Genomic DNA, 18,206 nt, shown 5'->3' with positions numbered 1-18,206 from the left:
GCGGCGCTGACGGGGGCGCCGCCCTCGCTCGGGCGCGACGGTGCGCGGTCAGACGCGGCGGCCGCGCTTGGCCGCGTGGTTGGCGCGGCCCTCGGCGGACTTGATGCGCCAGTCCCGGCGGATCTCGGCCCGCAGCCGCGCGTCCGTCTTGGCGACGATCCGCTGGTTCTCCCGCAGCAGCTTGCGGTAGCTCTCCAGGCGGCGGTGCGGCAGCTCCCCGGCATCGACGGCCGCCAGCACCGCGCATCCCGGCTCCGCCTCGTGGGCGCAGTCGTGGAAGCGGCAGTCGGCGGCGTACTCCTCGATCTCGGAGAACACCTGCCCGACACCGGTTCCGGCGTCCCACAGGCCCACGCCGCGCAGCCCCGGCGTGTCGATCAGCACGCCCCCGCCCGGCAGGGCCAGCAGGTTGCGGGTGGTGGTCGTGTGGCGGCCCTTGCCGTCCACCTCGCGGGCCGCCTGGACCGCCATGACCTCGGCCCCGAGCAGGGCGTTGGCGAGGGTGGACTTGCCGGCGCCGGAGATGCCGAGCAGCACGCTCGTACCGTCGGCGACGATCCCCGCGAGGGCGTCCGCGCCCTCCCCGGTGAGGGAGGAGACGGTCAGGACCCGGACGCCGGGCGCCGCGGTCTCCACGTCCTGGACCAGGTACGACAGCGCGACCGGGTCCGGTACGAGGTCGGCCTTGGTCAGCACGATCAGCGGCTGTGCGCCCGACTCCCAGGAGAGTGCCGGCTTGTGCAGCAGCGCATCACCACTGGAGCTGGACATCGCGAGGGCGAGGAACCGCTCGATCCGCCCGAGATCGAGTTCGACCGCGAGCGACACACAAATGACGATGTGATCGATGTTAGTGGCCAGTACCTGGCCTTCGGAGCGCTTGGACGACGTCGACCGTACGAAAGCAGTACGGCGCGGCAGCAGCGTCCGCACGTACAGAGGGTCGCCGACGGCATCGACGGCGACCCAGTCGCCGGTGCACACGACCTTCATCGGATCGCGCGGGACAACGAATTCGGTATCGGCCCGCACGGTGCCGTCCGGAGTGACGACATCGCACTGGCCGCGGTCGACCCGCACAACACGGCCGGGCACCAGCCCCTGCTCGGCGTACGGAGCGAACTCAGCGGTCCAGCCTTCATCCCACCCGTAGGCGGCGAGAGCGTGCTGGGCATCAGCAGTGGAAGACGTGTTGAGCGAAGCGTTGAACAAGGGGAACCCTTCGAAGGGTGGCCCCGGCGGCGCGCTCGGCGCGCGGAAGATGTGTGGGTGTCAGCCGGAGACCACAGAGGTGGAAACGATGATGAACTCCTGAATGCGGGCAGCGCCCGTCACCGTGACAGTCATCAATGTCCTCACCTCCTGCTTCCTCAACGAACCAACGCTGTTCCCTCGGGAACGGAACACGACCGTGCCCAGGAACGGGGAAACCGTAGCCCCACCCCAGGGCACGGCGCCAGCGATTAACGGTCGGGGCTCATCCGTACGACACCCGCAGCCGGCGGACCGACCTCACGCCGCGACGCGTACGGCGTTCTGCGCGAGGTCCTGGGGCCTGCGGGCATCAACTGCGCAGACAAGATCCTGGCCGCGGCCCGCCGTCTCGGACCTGGCAAACGGCGATGCCGTGCAGGGCCGAATTGCTCAGGGATCGCGGGGCCGCAGCCGGGGTCCGGTCAGGCGGTGGCCAACGCGCACTGGCCTCGGTCGGCCTTCATCGGTCCGGCGGCGCTGGGACGGACCTCGAAGTCGAACATGGCGGTGGGTACGTACAACGAGCAGCAGGCGTTGGGGATGTCGACGATGCCGCTGATACGTCCCTCTATGGGGGAGGAGCCGAGCAGCAGGTAGGCCTGCTCTCCGCTGTAGCCGAACTTCTTGAAGTACTCGACGGCGTTGAGGCAGGCCCGGCGGTAGGCCAGCGTCGCGTCGAGGTAGTAGTTCGTGTCCGTGTCGTGGTCGACGGAGATCCCGATGAAGGTGAGGAACTCCGTGTACCTCGGCTCGACGTTGCCCGGAATGAACACGGGGTTGGTGGAGATGCCGTACGTCTCCATGCCGCCCTTGATCAGGTCGACGTGGAAGTCGATGAAGCCGCCCATCTCGATGGCGCCGCAGAAGGTGATCTCTCCGTCGCCCTGGCTGAAGTGCAGGTCGCCTCCGGAGAGCTTGGCGTCCTTGACGTGTACGGGGTAGAAGACCCGCGAACCGCGCGTGAAGTTCTTGATGTCGTGGTTGCCTCCGTTCTCGCGTGCCGGCACCGTGCGTGCGCCTTCCGCGGCGATGCGCGTGGCGAGGTCTCCGGTGGCCGTGCCCGCGAGTGCGTTGGTGCTGTCCGGCGGTACGGCGAGTGGCGGGACCCGGTTCGGGTCGGTGTCGATCAGCGCCTGCTCGCGGGCGTTCCAGCGGGCGAGCATCTCGGTGGACGGGGCGGTTCCGAACAGCCCGGGGTGGGTGATCCCGGTGAAGCTGATCCCGGGAAGGTGGCGGGAGACCGCCTGCTGTCCGTGGAAGTCCCATATCGCCTTGTAGGCGTCCGGGAAATAGTCGGTCAGGAAGCCGCCGCCGTTGGCCTTGGCGAAAATACCGGTGTAGCCCCAGCCCTGGCCCGCAGCTTCCCCGGTCTGCTGCGGCACGGGGCCGAGGTCGAGTATGTCGACGACGAGCAGGTCGCCGGGTTCGGCGCCCTCCACGCCTATCGGACCGCTGAGCATGTGAGGGATGGTCAGGTCGATGTCGCGTACGTCGTTGGCGGTGTCGTTGTTGCCGACCTGGCAGTCGGTCCAGTCGCGGCATTCCATGCGGAACTCCGCTCCCGGCTTCACCATGGCGACGGTGGGGACGTCCGGGTGCCACCTGTTGTGTCCGGGAACGTCCTGGTCACGCATCGACTTACTGTGGTCCACATTGAAGATGACTTCTGGCATGACAGCTCCTGGTTTCTGATTCCGTCACGTTTGTGCGCCCACGCTTCCGGCCGCCGGGGCGGCTGGAGCCGGTTGCCGCGAATTCCGGGTGAGCGGCCACAGCGCCCCGAACACCACCACGCCGAACACCGCCAGCGCGATGGCGGTTTCGGTGGGGCTCACCCAGTAACCGGAGAGCAGCAGCGCCGCGGGAATCGCGCCGGTGACCCAGCCCTGGATCGCCGTGACCCAGCCTGTATAGATTCTGAGGCTGTCCATCTTGAGACCGAGCAACAGGAAGAACAGGAACCACAGGAATGCCCAGTAGAGCCAGATGACCCCGAACGGGTAGTCCCGGAAGATCCGGAAATTGACGAACGAGTACCCGAGGGCCGCAACCGCAACGAACAGCGAGTAGTAGCCGACGCCGGTACTGTCGAGACCGGCGAGGAGGCCCACGCCTACATACAGATAGGTGAAGCCGAACAGATAGATGCCGGATGCCGCCAGGATCCCTCTGGGGTCGCCGGCGGCGACGAAGATGAGATAAGTCGGCGTCAGCACCTGCAGTGCGCCAACGAACAGGTTGAACACCGCTGCCGCCTTGGCGTCGACCTTCCCGAGCAACAGCATTCCGTTGAGGAAGAGCACTGCACCGACAAACAGCAGTCCCACGTTTCCCACGGGGACACACCTCCTAAGTCCGCGTGGGCGCCCTCAGGGACGCGGCAACCGCGAGAGCGCGGGGTGCGGGTGCCGTGGCACCCTTGTGCGTGGCGGCACTTCGGAGACTACTGCCGGGGCCTCACGGGCCTGCGCCTCCTGGTCATGAAGGGCGGCGACCGCGTGCGAGGTCTGCGTAAAGCCGGGCGAGGAGTACACACGTCTCGCAGCGCCTGCGCAAACAGGGCAACCGTAAGCCTTGGGCGCCGTCCCGATCGCCAACTTCACATCGAAGGGCCCACATCGGCTGCATAGATATTCATAGGTTGCCATCAGCAGCCTCCGGATGCCGGTGGACGCTGGCCAACCCGAGTGCGTGCGGTGCATCCCAATCAGCACACGCCACAGCCCCTCTCCTACTTTCAAGGAGACGTCTCGCAAATCCACGTGTCAAGTACCGGACGGCCGGACTTGGACCTCCTCAGAACGAACCGATCGCGAGCGCCGCCGCTGATGCTGCAAGACCCGCCGCGAGACTCGAAGCGGCGTACAGCAGGGACTTGCCGACCTGCCCTTTCTCGCACAGGTGGACCAACTCGTAACTGAATGTGGAGAACGTCGTATAGGCGCCGCAGAAACCGACGCCGGCAATGGTCACGACCTGCTCCGGCAATGCGTGCCGTGCGCCGAGGCCCACCAGAAGCCCCAGCACGATCGATCCGCTCACGTTGATCAGCCAGGTGCCGCGTGGGAACGCGCCCGGGCTCCGGTACTGCACGTACTGGCCGAGGAGGTAACGCGCAACTGCCCCGACCGCGGCCGCCGCACCGACGGCGAGCAGGATGATCACCGCACCCACCAGCCGTATCGGCGAGCGCGCCCGCGCCGCGCGTCGAGCCGTATTCGCCGGGCCGACGTCAGCCGGCCGATGGCCAGGCCCAGAACGGTGGCGGCCGCCCCGGCGAAGAGGCTCCCGAAGATGTTCAACGCCGCGGCTGCGTAGTGGCCGTGGCCCAGCAGGCGATCGGTGTCGACCATCCAGGTCGAGAAGGTGGTGAAGGCGCCGAGGAAGCCGACGGCGGCGAACGGCCGCACGTACCGGGTCGGCGGCCAGGCCTCGAACACATAAACGAGCAGCAGCGCCAGCGCGAACGATCCGGACACGTTGATGGCGAATGTCGTCCACGGGAACGTCACCCCAGGCGCGGGGAAGGCCAGCCCCAGCGCGTAACGGGCCGTCCCGCCCAGCAGGCCGCCGAGCGCGACCGCCGCCAGGACGCCCCCGCGCAGATGCGCGCGGAACGGCTCCCGACCCCCCGTCACAGGCCTCGTCGGCATACCCGCATTCTATCCACCGGAACACCTCCCCCTTATCCCTGGGGATTGCAGCGCCGACGCACAGTCGACTAAAATTCAAGATCATCGGTGTTCGACCGGTTTACCGGTGCCCCACCCGTTCACCGGAGCAGTAGCCCCACCGATGGAGGACGGCCATGGCAAAAATCCTTGCGGTGCTCTATCCGGATCCCGTGGGCGGATATCCTCCCGACTACGCCCGCGACGAGATTCCCACCATCACCGGCTATCCGGGCGGTCAGACCGCGCCGACCCCGCAGGCCATCGATTTCGCCCCGGGGCACCTCCTCGGCTGCGTCTCCGGAGAACTGGGACTGCGCCGGTTCCTGGAGGACCGGGGTCACACCTTCGTCGTCACGAGCGACAAGGAAGGGGCGGACTCCACCCTGGACCGCGAGCTTGCCGACACCGACGTGGTCATCTCGCAGCCATTCTGGCCCGCCTACCTGACCCCCGAGCGCATCGCCGCGGCTCCCCGGCTCAGACTCGCGATCACCGCGGGGATCGGGTCGGACCACGTCGATCTGCCGAGCGCCATCTCCCATGGCATGACCGTGGCCGAGGTGACTTTCAGCAACAGCATCAGTGTGTCGGAGCACGCCGTGATGCAGATCCTCACCCTGGTGCACAACTACATGCCAGCTCACGAGTGGGTGACCGCCGAGAAGGGCTGGAACATCGCCGACAGCGTCTCGCGCGCCTACGACCTCGAAGGCATGGACGTCGGTGTCCTCGGCTCCGGCCGTATCGGCCAGGCGGTACTGCGCCGCCTCAAGCCGTTCGACGTCACGCTGCACTACTGCGACGTGCACCGGCTGTCCAAGGAGGTCGAGGAGGAGCTGGAGCTGACCTGGCATCCCGACGCCCGTTCGCTGGCCTCCTCCGTCGATGTGCTGTCGATCCACACTCCGCTGCATCCCCAGACGAAGAACCTCTTCGACGACGAGCTGATCGGGGCCATGAAGCGCGGTTCGTACATCGTCAACACCGCACGGGCGCTCATCGTCAACCGGGACGCCGTGGTGCGGGCCCTCAACAGCGGCCAACTGGCCGGTTACGCCGGTGACGTCTGGTACCCGCAGCCGCCACCGCCCGACCATCCCTGGCGCACCATGCCGTACGAGGCGATGACGCCGCACGTGTCCGGATCGACCCTCTCGGCGCAGGCACGCTACGCGGCCGGTACGCGGGAGATCCTGGAGTGCTGGCTCGACGGGCACCCCATCCGCCCGGAGTACCTGATCGTCGAAGGCGGTGGGCTCGCCGGGACGGGAGCGAGCTCCTACACGGTCGCCGGATGACCGACACGGGCGGGAGTGACATCCGGCGGACAAGAAATCAGCTGAAGATTCAATAGAAGATCCACCACCCCGGCTGTGAGTCGATTCACGCACAATTTACTGGACGGGCACAGACGAGGCCTTTAATATCCATAAATAGATTGTTTCTCGTTATACGGAGATACCGGCGCCGCGCGTAATCTCCCGTAAGAAAACCAGGCGCACGCCGGGAAGGTGGATCAGTGAGCATAGACGCAGTGTGGGTCCGGGGCGTGACCGGCATTCAGATGCACCACGTGACCGACCTTCAGGATGCCGGCAGGTTTTTGGGCAACGCAGCGATGGCACTGCGGGCCGCGCACGTAAGGACCGGCGCCGACCGGTACTCCGGCATCGCCGCCGAGCTCAAGGCTCTGGTGGAGCGAGTGCGGGAGTTGGAGGAGGAGGCCCGGTCGAGCATGCACGACCTGCACTCCACCGACCCCGATCGGTTCGTCCGCTGCCGGGACGGCCACGAGCCGTGGCCCGGCGAGCTCGCGGCAGGATTCATCCCGCGCCACACGTGCAAGGACGAGTGCCTCTACCACGACCGCGAGGTCCTCGACGCCATCATGCAGTGCACGTGCGGACGGCCGCCGTGCCGGGCCTGCGAGATCGGCGGGAGGCTCTGACGAGCCCCGGGCCTCCCGTGGCCGAGCCGGATCGAAACACCACCTGATCACCGACGGTCACGGCACCCACTCCCGGTGATCAGGACTGACTGCAACCACAACGACGGCTACCGCTGGCCGATGCCGTCCCCGCCACAGACAACGGTCAGCAGGGACGGCCACGCCGCAAGCCCGGCTCACGCATCGCCGAGCACGGCTCCGGCCGGTACCGAACAGTCCGGCCGCGACGACGCGCTCGCGTCAGCTCACCCCGACCCACCGCCGTGCGCGTCGCGGCACTTTGTTCTTCCGGTGCGGCTCGCCCGCGGCCGTCAGTGCTTGCGGAGGCGGGCCGTGTAGTCCTCCGGCGGGAGGAAGTTCGACCAGCGCTCGGGGAATTCCGACGGGGTGCCGCCGTCGCCGTCCCCGTCCTCCTCGTCCTCCTCGTCCTCGGACTCCCCCTCGGCCAGCGCCCGCCAGGCGGCGGCCCGCGCGATGAGCTGGGCGGCCTCGGCCTCCCGGGCCCGCTCGTTGTCCTCGCGGGCGGCGGCCGTCGCCACGGACGGCCAGACCCGGTCGATGGCGGCGTTCACGGCGGCGCCGACGAGGACCGCGAAGGCGGAGATGCCGATCCACAGCAGTACGGCGACCGGGGCGGCCAGCGATCCGTAGATGGTGGGGCCCTCGACGGTGTTGATGAGGTAGAGCCGCAGCAGGAACGAGCCGACCACCCACATGGCGAGCGCGATGAGCGCGCCCGGGACGTCCTCGATCCACGGCGAGCGCACGGGCACGGACACGTGGTAGAGCGTGGTGAGGAAGACGACGGACAGCAGCGTGACGGTGGGCCAGTACAGCACGGCGATCACTTCCGCGCTCCACGGCACCCACCGCACGACGGCGTCCGGTCCGGCCACCATCAGCGGCAGCACGACCGCGCCGATCACCAGGGCGATCACGTACAGCAGGAAGGCCAGCAGCCGGGTCTTGACGATGCCTCGGCGGCCGTCGAGCCCGTACATGACGGTGATGGTGTCGATGAAGACGTTGACGGCGCGCGAGCCGGACCACAGGGCGAAGGCGAAGCCGAGGGAGATGATGTCGGGGCGGCCGCGCGAGGTCACGTCGTCCAGCATCGGTTTCGCGATCTCGTTGACGCCCCGGTCGGAGAGGACCGTGCCGACGGCGCGGAGGATGTTCTCCTCGATGGAGGCCACGAAGGTGCCGCCGGTCCAGCCGTCGACGTAGCCGAGGACGCCGAGGAGGCCGAGGAAGAGCGGCGGCAGCGACAGCAGCGTGAAGAACGCCGCCTCCGCGGCCAGTCCCAGGATCCGGTACTCGATGCACGAGTTCACGGTGTCCTTCAGGAGCAGCCACGCCATCTTGCGCTTGGAGACGTTGCGGTAGAGGGCTCGGGCCCGGTGGAGTCGCCCGGGGCCCCGCCCGGGAGTTTCTTCTGCTGGCTGCACGTCCTTACGGTATCCGCATGGCAGCCACCACCCACACCGTGACGAATCAGGCCCCTCCCCTGGTGGGATACGACGTCTACGCCGGCGACCGGGCCCTCACCGAGAACGTGGAGCGCCATCTGGGCGACGCGCCGCCCGGGCTGCTCTCCGAGGTGCGCGGGGAGCTCTCGGAGCTCGGGCGGGCCGCGGGGTCCGCGCAGGCGCAGGAGTGGGCCCGGCAGGCCGACGGGAACCCGCCGCGGCTGCGGACGCACGACCGGTACGGGAACCGGATCGACGAGGTGGAGTTCCATCCGGCCTGGCACCGGCTGCTGGGGCACGCGGTGGGCGCCGGGCTGACGGACGCCTGGACCCGGCCGGCGGGGCACCTGCGGCGGGCGGCCGGGTTCTTCGTGTGGTCGCAGGCCGAGGCGGGGCACGGCTGCCCGGTGTCGATGACGCACGCGGCGGTGCCGGCGCTGCGGGCGGAGCCGGAGCTGGCCGCCGAGTGGGAGCCGCGGCTGACCTCGCACGTGTACGAGGAGGGGCTCCGGCCGGCGGGGCGGAAGGCGGGCGCGCTCCTCGGCATGGCGATGACGGAGAAGCAGGGCGGCAGCGACGTCCGGGCGAACACGACGGCGGCGCGGCCGCTGGGGGGATCCGGCGAGTACGAGCTGACCGGGCACAAGTGGTTCTGCTCGGCGCCGATGTCGGACGGGTTCCTGGTGCTGGCGCAGGCGGCGGCCGGGGCGGGGCGGGAGGCTCTGACGTGCTTCCTGGTGCCGCGGGTGCTGCCGGACGGGACGCGGAACCCCTTCGCGATCCAGCGGCTGAAGGACAAGCTCGGCAACCGGTCGAACGCGTCGGCAGAGGTCGAGTTCGACGGGACGTGGGCGCGCCGGGTCGGCGAGGAGGGCCGCGGCGTGCGGACGATCATCGGGATGGTCGCGGCGACCCGGCTGGACTGCGTGCTCGGGTCGGCGGCGCTGATGCGGCAGGCGCTGACCCAGGCCGTCCACCATGCGGAGCACCGCTCTGCCTTCGGAGCGCCGCTCATCGAGCAGCCGCTGATGCGGAACGTCCTCGCCGACCTGGCCCTGGAGTCGGAGGCGGCGACCACCCTCGCCCTGCGGCTGGCCGCCGCCTGCGACGCCGACACCGACCGGGAGCGGGCCTTCCTGCGCATCGCGGTGCCCGCCGCGAAGTACTGGGTGGCCAAGCGGTGCACGCCGATGGTGGCGGAGGCCCTGGAGTGCCTGGGCGGCAACGGCTACGTGGAGGAGTCCGGGCTGCCGCGGCTGCTGCGCGAGTCCCCGCTGAACTCGATCTGGGAGGGCTCGGGCAACGTCCAGGCCCTGGACGTGCTGCGGGTGCTGCAGCGCGAGCCGCAGGCGCTGGACGCCTTCCTGCGGGAGATCGGGCAGGCCCGCGGCGCCGACCACCGGCTGGACGCGGCCGTCCGGGGGCTGCTGACGGAGCTGGCGGACCTGACGGGCATCGAGGCGCGGGCGCGGCGGCTGGCGGAGCGCATGGCGCTGGTGCTGCAGGCGTCGCTGCTGGTGCGGTGGGCCCCGCCGGAGGTGGCGGACGCGTTCTGCGCGGGACGGCTGGGCGGCGACCGGGGCGGGGCCTTCGGCACGCTGCCGCACACCCTGGACCTGGGGGCGGTGGTGGAACGGGCGCGGATCGCGGGGTAGGCGGGTCCCCAAACCACGCCGCCGCCGGGATCCGGACCCGTTGACCGGACCAGGGTGGCGCCGCGCCGACTCGGCACCACCGCTGGCCCGAAAGCCCCGAGGAGGAGCTGTCACGCCGTTCCCGGCGCGCGGACAGTTTCGGTCGGGTGACCGGGACTTGGCGAGAGTTGCATACCGTTGCAACCCTCTGAGACGGAACCGTCCGCCGGGTGTGCCAGGGGAAGGGCACGCCCGGGCCGACCCGGGCGGGTTCCCGCGTACGTCCTGTTCCGCACGGGGAGGTTCCGGTGGCCGACACCGCAGGAGGCACGGTCGATGTGGCGCGCATCTCGGCCATGGAGCCCCGGGAGGCGACACGGCTGCTGAAGGGGGTGCGGGCGGCCGCGCTGGCCGGGGAGCGGCCCCCGGCGCTGCCCCGCCCGGAGATCGCGGAGTCCTGGCGGCGGATGCTGGCGCACGGGGTGCACCCGGACCGGGACTCCCGCTCGCGGCTGCTGTCGGCGGCGGAGACGGAGGAGCGGCGGCACGGGTCGCCGCTGCGGGAGATGCTGCCGGTGCTGCGGGAGGGGCTGCTGCCGGCCCTGGACACGGCCGTGCACATCATGGTCGTCGCCGACGCGGACGGGCGGCTGCTGTGGCGGGAGGGCGCCCCGCCGATCCTGCGGGCGGCGGACCGGCTCGGCTTCGCGGTGGGCGCCGACTGGAACGAGGCGGTGGTCGGCACGAACGGGGTGGGCACCGCCCTGGTGGCCCGGCGGCCGGTCCAGGTGTTCTCGGCGGAGCACTTCGTCTCCAGCCACCACGAGTGGACGTGCGCGGGGGTTCCGCTGCACGACCCGCGGGACGGGCGGCTGCTGGGCGTGGTGGACGTCAGCGGGCCGCTGGCCACCATGCACCCGGCCACCCTGGCCTGGGTGACCGCGGTGGCCCGGCTCGCGGAGCGGGAGCTGCAGCTGCGGCACCTGGAGTCGCTGGAGCGGCTGCGGGCGGTGGCGGCGCCGCTGCTGGCCCGGCTGCATCCGGGGCGGGCGGCGGTGGTGGACCCGCACGGCTGGACGGCGGCGGTGACCGGGTTCGCCCCGCCCGAGCGGGTGCCGCTGCCGAAGGGGATCGGGCCGGGGCGGGTGTGGCTGCCGCAGCTCGGGCAGTGCGCGGTGGAGCCGCTGCCCGGGGGCTGGCTGCTGCGCGTCGCGGAGGCGTCCCCGGCCGGGGCGGCGGCGAGCCGGGTGGTGCTGGACCTGAGCCGGCCGCGCGCGTGGACGGCGACGGTGTACGGGGCCGCCGGGAGCTGGTCGCTGGAGCTGACCCCGCGCCACGCCGAGCTGCTGTTCCTGCTGGCGCAGAGCCCGCGGGGGCGTACGGCGGCCGAGCTGTCGGAGGAGCTGTTCGGGGACCCGACGCGGACGGTGACGGTCCGCGCGGAGCTGTCGCGGGTGCGGCGGCACCTGGCGGGGGTGCTGGCCCACCGCCCGTACCGGTTCGCGGAGGACGTGGAGGTGGAGCTGGTCCGGCCCGCGGACCCGGCGGGGCTGCTGGCGCACTCCACCGCGCCGGCGGTGGTGCGGGCCCGCCTGGGCCGTTCGGGGTCCGGCGTGGTTCCCTGACGTGCATGAGCACCCTCACCCTCACCACCTGGTCCCTGGAGATGACCTCCCCGGAGGACCTCGTCCCGGCCGTCGTCCCGGGATCCGAGATACGTGTCCAGCGGGCGGAGGTCCCCTCGCCCGAGTTCAGCCGCTTCCTCTACGCGTCGGTGGGCGGTGACATCCACTGGACGGACCGGCTGGCGCTGACCCGCGCCCAGTGGGTCGAATACCTCGACCGGCCGGGGGTGGAGACCTGGGTGGCGTACGACCGCGGGACGCCCGCCGGGTACATCGAGCTCGACCCGCAGGACGACGGCGTGGTGGAGATCATGTACTTCGGGCTGCTGCCCGACTTCCGGGGCCGCCGCATCGGCGGGCACCTGCTGTCGGTGGGCGTGGCCGCGGCCTGGTCGCTGGCGGAGCGCTGGGCGGAGCGCGGGCCGACGCGCCGGGTGTGGGTACACACCTGCAGCCAGGACGGCCCGACGGCGATGGACAACTACCTGCGGCGCGGCTTCAAGGTCTTCAGGACGGAGACCGAGGAGAAGGAGGACACGCCGACCCCCGGCCCCTGGCCCGGCGCGCAGACCGGCGCACAGACCGGCCCGTAGGCGCGCGGGGCGCAGACCGGCCTGTGGGCCGGAGCGCCGACCGGCCCGCAGGCCGGCTCGTGGGCCCGGCCCCGTGCCCGGCCCGCGCCCCGCGCGCCTCCCCCGCACGCCCCGTACGCCGCCCGGGGCCGGAACCACCGGCCCCAGGCGCCCCGTTCCGTACGTGACCCCCGTCACGCCGTCTCGAAATGCGGGACTGCATCGTCCACATCATGGACACTAGTGGACTCGTCCAATCGCCCCATGACACGCTTCGGCCATGAATGGAGCTGGAACAGCCTTGGTGAGTCGGCGGCACGTCGACCTCGGCCGCATGTCCAGCGCCATCTGTCCGGCGAGCTGACAGAACCAGCCACCGCCGCACAGCGCACCGCACAGTGTCGTCGCGGATGCGCCGTCACCCCGCCAGCCCCCTGAAGGCAGACCCCCCGCCCTGACCTCCGGCACAACCGGAGCCGCGCGGCGGTCGGCCACACCTGCTCAGCGCCAGGGGCCACGCCGCCGACTCCCCCTGCCCTTGCCTTTGAGCCGCCGAAGAAGGACGTACCGCCATGGCCGCCACCCCCGAAACACCCGCCGCCGCGCGCCGCAAGCCCGGCCGTCACCGCGGCGAGGGCCAGTGGGCCGTTGGACACCACACCCCTCTCAACGGCAACGAGCAGTTCAAGAAGGACGACGACGGTCTCAATGTACGGACGCGCATTGAGACGATCTACTCCAAGACCGGATTCGACTCGATCGACCCCAACGACCTGCGCGGACGCATGCGTTGGTGGGGCCTGTACACCCAGCGCAAGCCCGGGATCGACGGCGGCAAGACCGCGATCCTGGAGCCGGAGGAGCTGGACGACAAGTACTTCATGCTGCGCGTCCGCATCGACGGCGGCCGGCTGACCACCGAGCAGCTCCGCGTCATCGGCGAGATCTCCGAGGAGTTCGCCCGCGGGACCGCCGACCTCACCGACCGCCAGAACGTGCAGTACCACTGGATCCGCATCGAGGACGTCCCGGAGATCTGGCGCCGCCTGGAGGCCGTCGGCCTGTCGACCACCGAGGCCTGCGGTGACACGCCCCGCGTCATCCTCGGCTCGCCCGTCGCCGGCATCGCCAAGGACGAGATCATCGACGGCACCCCCGCCATCGAGGAGATCCACCGCCGCATCGTCGGCAACAAGGACTTCTCCAACCTGCCCCGCAAGTTCAAGTCCGCGGTCTCCGGCTCCCCGCTGCTGGACGTGGCGCACGAGATCAACGACGTCTCGTTCGTCGGCGTGAACCACCCCGAGCACGGCCCCGGCTTCGACGTCTGGGTCGGCGGAGGCCTGTCGACCAACCCCAAGCTCGGCGTCCGCCTGGGCACCTGGGTCTCCCTCGCCGAGGTCCCGGACGTCTACGAAGGCGTCATCTCGATCTTCCGCGACTACGGCTACCGCCGCCTGCGCACCCGCGCCCGGCTGAAGTTCCTCGTCGCCGACTGGGGCGCGGCGAAGTTCCGCCGGGTCCTGGAGGACGAGTACCTGAAGCGCAAGCTCGCCGACGGCCCCGCGCCCGAGCAGCCGTCCGGCCAGTGGCGCGACCACGTCGGCGTCCACCGGCAGCAGGACGGCCGCTACTACGTCGGCTTCGCCCCGCGCGTCGGCCGCGTCGACGGCGCCACCCTCACCAAGATCGCGGACATCGCCGAGCGGCACGGCTCCGGCCGCCTGCGCACCACCGCCGAGCAGAAGATGATCGTGCTCGACATCGAGGAGGACCGGGTCGACTCGGTCGTGGCCGCCCTGGAGGCGCTGGACCTGCGGGTCAAGCCGTCCCCGTTCCGCCGCGGCACGATGGCCTGCACCGGCATCGAGTTCTGCAAGCTGGCCATCGTCGAGACCAAGGCGCGCGGCGCCTCGCTCATCGACGAACTGGAGCGCCGCCTGCCGGACTTCGCGGAGCCGCTCACCATCAACATCAACGGCTGCCCGAACGCCTGCGCCCGCATCCAGGTGGCGGACATCGGTCTCAAGGGCCAGCTGGTCCTCGACGAGCACGGCAACCAGGTCGAGGGCTACCAGGTCCACCTGGGCGGCGCACTCGGCCTGGAGGCCGGCTTCGGCCGCAAGGTCCGCGGCCTGAAGGTCACCTCGGCCGGACTGCCGGACTACGTGGAGCGCGTCGTCACCCGCTTCGAGGAGGAGCGCGACGACGGCGAGCGCTTCGCCGCCTGGGTCGCCCGCGCGAGCGACGAGAGCCTCTCGTGAGCGCGGCGAACGAGACGAGGAGCACGGCATGAGCGAGCGAGCGGCCCCGTTCCACTGCCCGTACTGCGGCGACGAGGACCTGTTCCCGAACGAGCAGGGCCACGGCGCGTGGGAGTGCCGGTCGTGCAACCGGGCTTTCCGGCTGAAGTACCTGGGACTGCTGGCCCGCGGTCTCGCGTCCGGGACCGCCGGAGGGGAGGACACATGACCACCACGACGCTCAAGGAACTGGCCGGGCAGGCCGGCCGCGACCTGGAGGACGCCCCCGCCCTGGAGATCCTCTCCTGGGCGGCGCGGACCTTCGGCGCGCGGTTCTGCGTGACCTCCTCCATGGAGGACGCCGTCGTCGCCCACCTGGCGTCCCGCGCCTTCCCCGGCGTGGACGTCGTCTTCCTCGACACCGGCTACCACTTCGAGGAGACCATCGGCACCCGCGACGCGGTCGAGGCCGTGATGGACGTCAACGTCATCACCCTCACCCCCCGCCGGACGGTGGCCGAACAGGACGCCGAGCACGGCCCCCGGCTCCACGACCGCAACCCCGACCTGTGCTGCGCCCTGCGCAAGGTCGAGCCGCTGGAGGAGGGCCTGACCGGGTACGACGCCTGGGCGACCGGGCTGCGCCGCGACGAGTCCCCGACCCGGGCGAACACCCCCGTGGTCGGCTGGGACGAGAAGCGGCAGAAGGTCAAGGTCTCGCCGATCGCCCGCTGGACCCAGGACGACGTCGACGCGTACGTCGCGGAACACGGCGTCCTCACCAACCCGCTGCTGATGGACGGCTACGCCTCGGTCGGCTGCGCCCCCTGCACCCGCCGCGTGGCGGAGGGCGAGGACGCCCGGGCCGGCCGCTGGGCGGGCCGGGCGAAGACCGAGTGCGGACTGCACGGCTGATGACGGAACCTACGGAGAAGCAGATGAGCGTGACGGACCGGGGAGCCACCGTGTGGCTGACGGGTCTGCCGAGCGCGGGCAAGACGACGATCGCCCACGCGCTGGCCGAGCGGCTGCGCGGCGACGGCCACCGGGTGGAGGTCCTCGACGGCGACGAGATCCGCGAGTTCCTCTCGGCGGGCCTGGGCTTCACCCGCGAGGACCGGCACACCAACGTGCAGCGGATCGGCTTCGTCGCCGAACTCCTCGCGAGCAACGGCGTCAAGGCGCTGGTCCCCGTGATCGCGCCGTACGCCGACAGCCGCGAGGCCGTCGCGAAGCGGCACGCCGCCGCCGGCACGACGTACCTGGAGGTACACGTGGCCACCCCCGTCGAGGTGTGCTCCGTCCGCGACGTCAAGGGCCTGTACGCCAAGCAGGCGGCGGGCGAGATCTCCGGCCTGACCGGCGTCGACGACCCGTACGAGGCCCCGGCCGCCCCGGACCTGCGCATCGAGTCGCACACGCAGACCGTCCAGGAGTCCGCGGCGTCCCTGTTCACGCTGCTCACCGAGAAGGGGCTGGCATGACCACCGCCGCGCACCTGCACAACAGCGCCGCCGACGCGGACGCCCCGTACGCCCTGTCGCACCTGGACTCCCTGGAGTCGGAGGCGGTGCACATCTTCCGCGAGGTGGCGGGCGAGTTCGAGAAGCCGGTGATCCTGTTCTCCGGCGGCAAGGACTCCATCGTCATGCTGCACCTGGCGCTGAAGGCGTTCGCGCCGGCGCCGGTGCCGTTCGCGCTGCTGCACGTGGACACCGGGCACAACTTCCCCGAGGTCATCGACTACCGCGACCGCACGGTCGCCGAGCACGGCCTGCGGCTGCACGTGGCCTCCGTCCAGGAGTACATCGACGCCGGCAAGCTGCGCGAGCGCCCCGACGGCACCCGCAACCCGCTGCAGACGGTCCCGCTCACCGAGGCCATCCAGCACCACCGCTTCGACGCCGTCTTCGGCGGCGGCCGCCGCGACGAGGAGAAGGCCCGCGCCAAGGAGCGGGTGTTCTCCCTGCGCGACGAGTTCTCCCAGTGGGACCCGCGCCGCCAGCGCCCGGAGCTGTGGCAGCTCTACAACGGCCGGCACGCCCCCGGCGAGCACGTCCGCGTCTTCCCGCTGTCCAACTGGACCGAGCTGGACGTGTGGCAGTACATCGCCCGCGAGGACATCCGGCTGCCGGAGATCTACTTCGCCCACGAGCGGGACGTCTTCCTGCGGGGCGGCATGTGGCTCACCGCCGGCGAGTGGGGCGGCCCGAAGGACACCGAGACCGTGGAGAAGCGGCTCATCCGCTACCGCACCGTCGGCGACATGTCCTGCACCGGCGCCGTCGACTCCGACGCCACCACGCTCGACGCGGTGATCGCCGAGATCGCCGTCTCCCGCCTCACCGAGCGGGGCGCGACCCGGGCGGACGACAAGCTGTCCGAGGCCGCGATGGAAGACCGCAAGCGCGAAGGGTACTTCTAGCCATGACCAGCACCACCGAGCAGCTGAGCACGACGACGCTGCTGCGCTTCGCCACCGCGGGTTCCGTCGACGACGGCAAGTCCACCCTGGTCGGCCGCCTGCTGCACGACTCCAAGTCGGTCCTGGAAGACCAGCTGGAGGCCGTGGAGCGGGTGTCCGCCGACCGCGGGCAGAACACCCCGGACCTGGCGCTGCTGACCGACGGCCTGCGGGCCGAGCGCGAGCAGGGCATCACCATCGACGTGGCCTACCGCTACTTCGCCACCGCCCGCCGCCGGTTCATCCTCGCCGACACCCCCGGGCACGTGCAGTACACCCGGAACATGGTCACCGGCGCGTCGACGGCCGACCTCGCGCTGGTCCTGGTCGACGCCCGCAACGGCGTCGTCGAGCAGACCCGCCGGCACGCCGCCGTCGCCGCCCTGCTGCGCGTCCCGCACGTGGTCCTCGCCGTGAACAAGATGGACCTCGTCGGGTACGAGGAGGCGGTCTTCGCGGCGATCGCCGAGGAGTTCACCGCGTACGCCTCCGAGCTGGGCGTCCCGGAGATCACCGCGATCCCGATCTCGGCCCTGGCCGGCGACAACGTCGTGGACCCGTCCGCCAACATGGACTGGTACGGCGGCCCGACGGTCCTGGAGCACCTGGAGACCGTCCCCGTCAGCCACGACCTGGCCGCCTGCCCGGCACGCTTCCCCGTGCAGTACGTGATCCGCCCGCAGACCGCCGAGCACCCCGACTACCGGGGCTACGCCGGCCAGATCGCCTCCGGCGTCCTGCGCGTCGGCGAGCCGGTGACCGTCCTGCCGTCGGGCCGCACCTCGGTCATCGAGGGCATCGACGCGCTCGGTGAGAGCGTCGACATCGCCTGGGCCCCGCAGTCGGTGACGCTCCGCCTGAAGGACGACATCGACATCTCCCGCGGCGACCTGATCGCCCCGGCGGCCTCGGCCCCCGCCACCACCCAGGACGTCGAAGCGACCGTCTGCCACGTCGCCGACCAGCCCCTGGCCGTGGGCGCGCGGGTGCTGCTGAAGCACACCACCCGCACGGTCAAGGCGATCGTCAAGGAGATCCCCTCCCGCCTGACGCTGGACGACCTGTCCCAGCACCCGAACCCGGGGCAGCTGGTGGCCAACGACATCGGCCGCGTCGTCGTACGCACCGCCGAGCCCCTCGCGCTCGACGCGTACGCCGACTCGCGCCGCACCGGATCGTTCCTGCTCATCGACCCGGCCGACGGCACCACCCTCGCGGCGGGCATGGCCGGCGAGTCCTTCGCCTCCCGCGACGAGGCCGGCGCCGGGGCGGACGACGAGGGATGGGACTTCTAGACCATGACCGGCGACATCTTCGCGACCT

General features: G+C 70.9%; 19 protein-coding genes. 12 read left to right on the top strand and 7 right to left on the bottom strand.

All coding sequences use genetic code 11. The annotated features are described in order from the left end of the window. Positions 1-48 precede the first annotated feature (48 nt). The 6 genes from rsgA to ACIQUT_RS01245 all read right to left on the bottom strand — a co-directional run bounded on the left by rsgA (position 49) and on the right by ACIQUT_RS01245 (position 4,907). A complete protein-coding gene (rsgA, locus tag ACIQUT_RS01270) occupies positions 49-1,212 on the bottom strand; it encodes a ribosome small subunit-dependent GTPase A (RefSeq protein ID WP_403557958.1) in 1,164 nt (387 codons plus the stop codon). A gap of 464 nt (positions 1,213-1,676) precedes the next feature. Next, positions 1,677-2,927: a formamidase gene (fmdA, locus tag ACIQUT_RS01265; protein WP_403557957.1), complete on the bottom strand. Its 1,251-nt coding sequence runs from the start codon at positions 2,925-2,927 to the stop codon at positions 1,677-1,679. Positions 2,928-2,951: 24 nt separating this feature from the next. Further along, complete coding sequence (locus ACIQUT_RS01260; RefSeq protein ID WP_403557955.1) at positions 2,952-3,590, bottom strand: AmiS/UreI family transporter; 639 nt, start codon at positions 3,588-3,590, stop codon at positions 2,952-2,954. A 33-nt stretch (positions 3,591-3,623) separates the two neighbouring features. Beyond that, on the bottom strand, positions 3,624-3,902 hold the full coding sequence (locus tag ACIQUT_RS01255) for an FmdB family zinc ribbon protein (RefSeq protein WP_403557954.1): 279 nt from the start codon (positions 3,900-3,902) through the stop codon (positions 3,624-3,626). A gap of 148 nt (positions 3,903-4,050) precedes the next feature. Beyond that, entirely contained in the window at positions 4,051-4,419 is a 369-nt protein-coding gene (gene crcB, locus ACIQUT_RS01250) for a fluoride efflux transporter CrcB (protein ID WP_403557952.1), read from the bottom strand. Beyond that, positions 4,416-4,907: a fluoride efflux transporter FluC gene (locus tag ACIQUT_RS01245; protein WP_403557951.1), complete on the bottom strand. Its 492-nt coding sequence runs from the start codon at positions 4,905-4,907 to the stop codon at positions 4,416-4,418. The genes crcB and ACIQUT_RS01245 overlap by 4 nt, the downstream gene beginning before the upstream one ends. A 155-nt stretch (positions 4,908-5,062) precedes the next feature. On the opposite strand from ACIQUT_RS01245, the gene ACIQUT_RS01240 reads away from it, so the two are divergent. Then, positions 5,063-6,226, top strand: a complete 1,164-nt coding sequence (locus ACIQUT_RS01240) for an NAD-dependent formate dehydrogenase (RefSeq protein ID WP_403557949.1) — start codon at positions 5,063-5,065, stop codon at positions 6,224-6,226. A gap of 227 nt (positions 6,227-6,453) precedes the next feature. After that, positions 6,454-6,876, top strand: coding sequence for a hypothetical protein (locus tag ACIQUT_RS01235; protein WP_403559252.1), 423 nt, complete (start codon positions 6,454-6,456; stop codon positions 6,874-6,876). Positions 6,877-7,187: 311 nt separating this feature from the next. On the opposite strand, the gene ACIQUT_RS01230 is transcribed toward ACIQUT_RS01235, so the two are convergent. Then, complete coding sequence (locus ACIQUT_RS01230) at positions 7,188-8,324, bottom strand: YihY/virulence factor BrkB family protein (protein WP_403557947.1); 1,137 nt, start codon at positions 8,322-8,324, stop codon at positions 7,188-7,190. A 17-nt stretch (positions 8,325-8,341) separates the two neighbouring features. Between ACIQUT_RS01230 and ACIQUT_RS01225 the strand changes: the two genes are divergently transcribed. The 10 genes from ACIQUT_RS01225 (at position 8,342) to ACIQUT_RS01180 (ending at position 18,178) form a co-directional block, all read left to right on the top strand. Beyond that, the gene (locus ACIQUT_RS01225) at positions 8,342-10,000 is read left to right on the top strand and encodes an acyl-CoA dehydrogenase family protein (RefSeq protein ID WP_403557945.1); all 1,659 of its coding nucleotides are present in this window, start codon (positions 8,342-8,344) and stop codon (positions 9,998-10,000) included. Between the two features lie 335 nt (positions 10,001-10,335). Further along, complete coding sequence (locus ACIQUT_RS01220; RefSeq protein WP_403559249.1) at positions 10,336-11,604, top strand: GAF domain-containing protein; 1,269 nt, start codon at positions 10,336-10,338, stop codon at positions 11,602-11,604. A gap of 5 nt (positions 11,605-11,609) precedes the next feature. Next, positions 11,610-12,197 carry a GNAT family N-acetyltransferase gene (locus tag ACIQUT_RS01215; protein ID WP_403557943.1) on the top strand — a complete coding sequence of 196 codons (588 nt, stop codon included), beginning with the start codon at positions 11,610-11,612 and terminating at the stop codon, positions 12,195-12,197. A 259-nt stretch (positions 12,198-12,456) separates the two neighbouring features. Continuing rightward, positions 12,457-12,540 carry a putative leader peptide gene (locus ACIQUT_RS01210; protein WP_312845914.1) on the top strand — a complete coding sequence of 28 codons (84 nt, stop codon included), beginning with the start codon at positions 12,457-12,459 and terminating at the stop codon, positions 12,538-12,540. A gap of 208 nt (positions 12,541-12,748) precedes the next feature. Further along, positions 12,749-14,440, top strand: a complete 1,692-nt coding sequence (locus ACIQUT_RS01205) for a nitrite/sulfite reductase (protein ID WP_403557942.1) — start codon at positions 12,749-12,751, stop codon at positions 14,438-14,440. Positions 14,441-14,468: 28 nt separating this feature from the next. Continuing rightward, complete coding sequence (locus tag ACIQUT_RS01200) at positions 14,469-14,648, top strand: hypothetical protein (protein ID WP_403557940.1); 180 nt, start codon at positions 14,469-14,471, stop codon at positions 14,646-14,648. Continuing rightward, complete coding sequence (locus tag ACIQUT_RS01195) at positions 14,645-15,334, top strand: phosphoadenylyl-sulfate reductase (RefSeq protein ID WP_403557938.1); 690 nt, start codon at positions 14,645-14,647, stop codon at positions 15,332-15,334. The genes ACIQUT_RS01200 and ACIQUT_RS01195 overlap by 4 nt, the downstream gene beginning before the upstream one ends. 23 nt (positions 15,335-15,357) lie before the next feature. Next, positions 15,358-15,903, top strand: a complete 546-nt coding sequence (gene cysC / locus ACIQUT_RS01190) for an adenylyl-sulfate kinase (RefSeq protein ID WP_403557936.1) — start codon at positions 15,358-15,360, stop codon at positions 15,901-15,903. Next, positions 15,900-16,844 (top strand): sulfate adenylyltransferase subunit CysD, encoded by a 945-nt coding sequence (gene cysD / locus ACIQUT_RS01185; protein ID WP_403557934.1) that lies wholly within the window; start codon positions 15,900-15,902, stop codon positions 16,842-16,844. The genes cysC and cysD overlap by 4 nt, the downstream gene beginning before the upstream one ends. Before the next feature lie 2 nt (positions 16,845-16,846). After that, entirely contained in the window at positions 16,847-18,178 is a 1,332-nt protein-coding gene (locus ACIQUT_RS01180) for a sulfate adenylyltransferase subunit 1 (RefSeq protein WP_403557932.1), read from the top strand. Positions 18,179-18,206: the final 28 nt, after the last annotated feature.

It is taken from the genome of Streptomyces sp. NPDC090445, from assembly GCF_044769385.1.
Classification (GTDB): Bacteria; Actinomycetota; Actinomycetes; order Streptomycetales; family Streptomycetaceae; genus Streptomyces.
This window is presented reverse-complemented; position numbering and strand designations above follow the sequence as displayed.

What these genes read in the sequence shown, in the direction of transcription:
- fmdA (WP_403557957.1), bottom strand. Translation starts at nt 2,927, where the DNA reads ATGCCAGAAGTCATCTTCAATGTGGACCACAGTAAGTCGATGCGTGAC.
- ACIQUT_RS01255 (WP_403557954.1), bottom strand. Translation starts at nt 3,902, where the DNA reads ATGGCAACCTATGAATATCTATGCAGCCGATGTGGGCCCTTCGATGTG.
- ACIQUT_RS01245 (WP_403557951.1), bottom strand. Translation starts at nt 4,907, where the DNA reads ATGCCGACGAGGCCTGTGACGGGGGGTCGGGAGCCGTTCCGCGCGCAT.
- ACIQUT_RS01240 (WP_403557949.1), top strand. Translation starts at nt 5,063, where the DNA reads ATGGCAAAAATCCTTGCGGTGCTCTATCCGGATCCCGTGGGCGGATAT.
- ACIQUT_RS01225 (WP_403557945.1), top strand. Translation starts at nt 8,342, where the DNA reads ATGGCAGCCACCACCCACACCGTGACGAATCAGGCCCCTCCCCTGGTG.
- ACIQUT_RS01220 (WP_403559249.1), top strand. Translation starts at nt 10,336, where the DNA reads ATGGAGCCCCGGGAGGCGACACGGCTGCTGAAGGGGGTGCGGGCGGCC.
- ACIQUT_RS01215 (WP_403557943.1), top strand. Translation starts at nt 11,610, where the DNA reads ATGAGCACCCTCACCCTCACCACCTGGTCCCTGGAGATGACCTCCCCG.
- ACIQUT_RS01210 (WP_312845914.1), top strand. Translation starts at nt 12,457, where the DNA reads ATGAATGGAGCTGGAACAGCCTTGGTGAGTCGGCGGCACGTCGACCTC.
- ACIQUT_RS01205 (WP_403557942.1), top strand. Translation starts at nt 12,749, where the DNA reads ATGGCCGCCACCCCCGAAACACCCGCCGCCGCGCGCCGCAAGCCCGGC.
- ACIQUT_RS01200 (WP_403557940.1), top strand. Translation starts at nt 14,469, where the DNA reads ATGAGCGAGCGAGCGGCCCCGTTCCACTGCCCGTACTGCGGCGACGAG.
- ACIQUT_RS01195 (WP_403557938.1), top strand. Translation starts at nt 14,645, where the DNA reads ATGACCACCACGACGCTCAAGGAACTGGCCGGGCAGGCCGGCCGCGAC.
- cysC (WP_403557936.1), top strand. Translation starts at nt 15,358, where the DNA reads ATGAGCGTGACGGACCGGGGAGCCACCGTGTGGCTGACGGGTCTGCCG.
- cysD (WP_403557934.1), top strand. Translation starts at nt 15,900, where the DNA reads ATGACCACCGCCGCGCACCTGCACAACAGCGCCGCCGACGCGGACGCC.
- ACIQUT_RS01180 (WP_403557932.1), top strand. Translation starts at nt 16,847, where the DNA reads ATGACCAGCACCACCGAGCAGCTGAGCACGACGACGCTGCTGCGCTTC.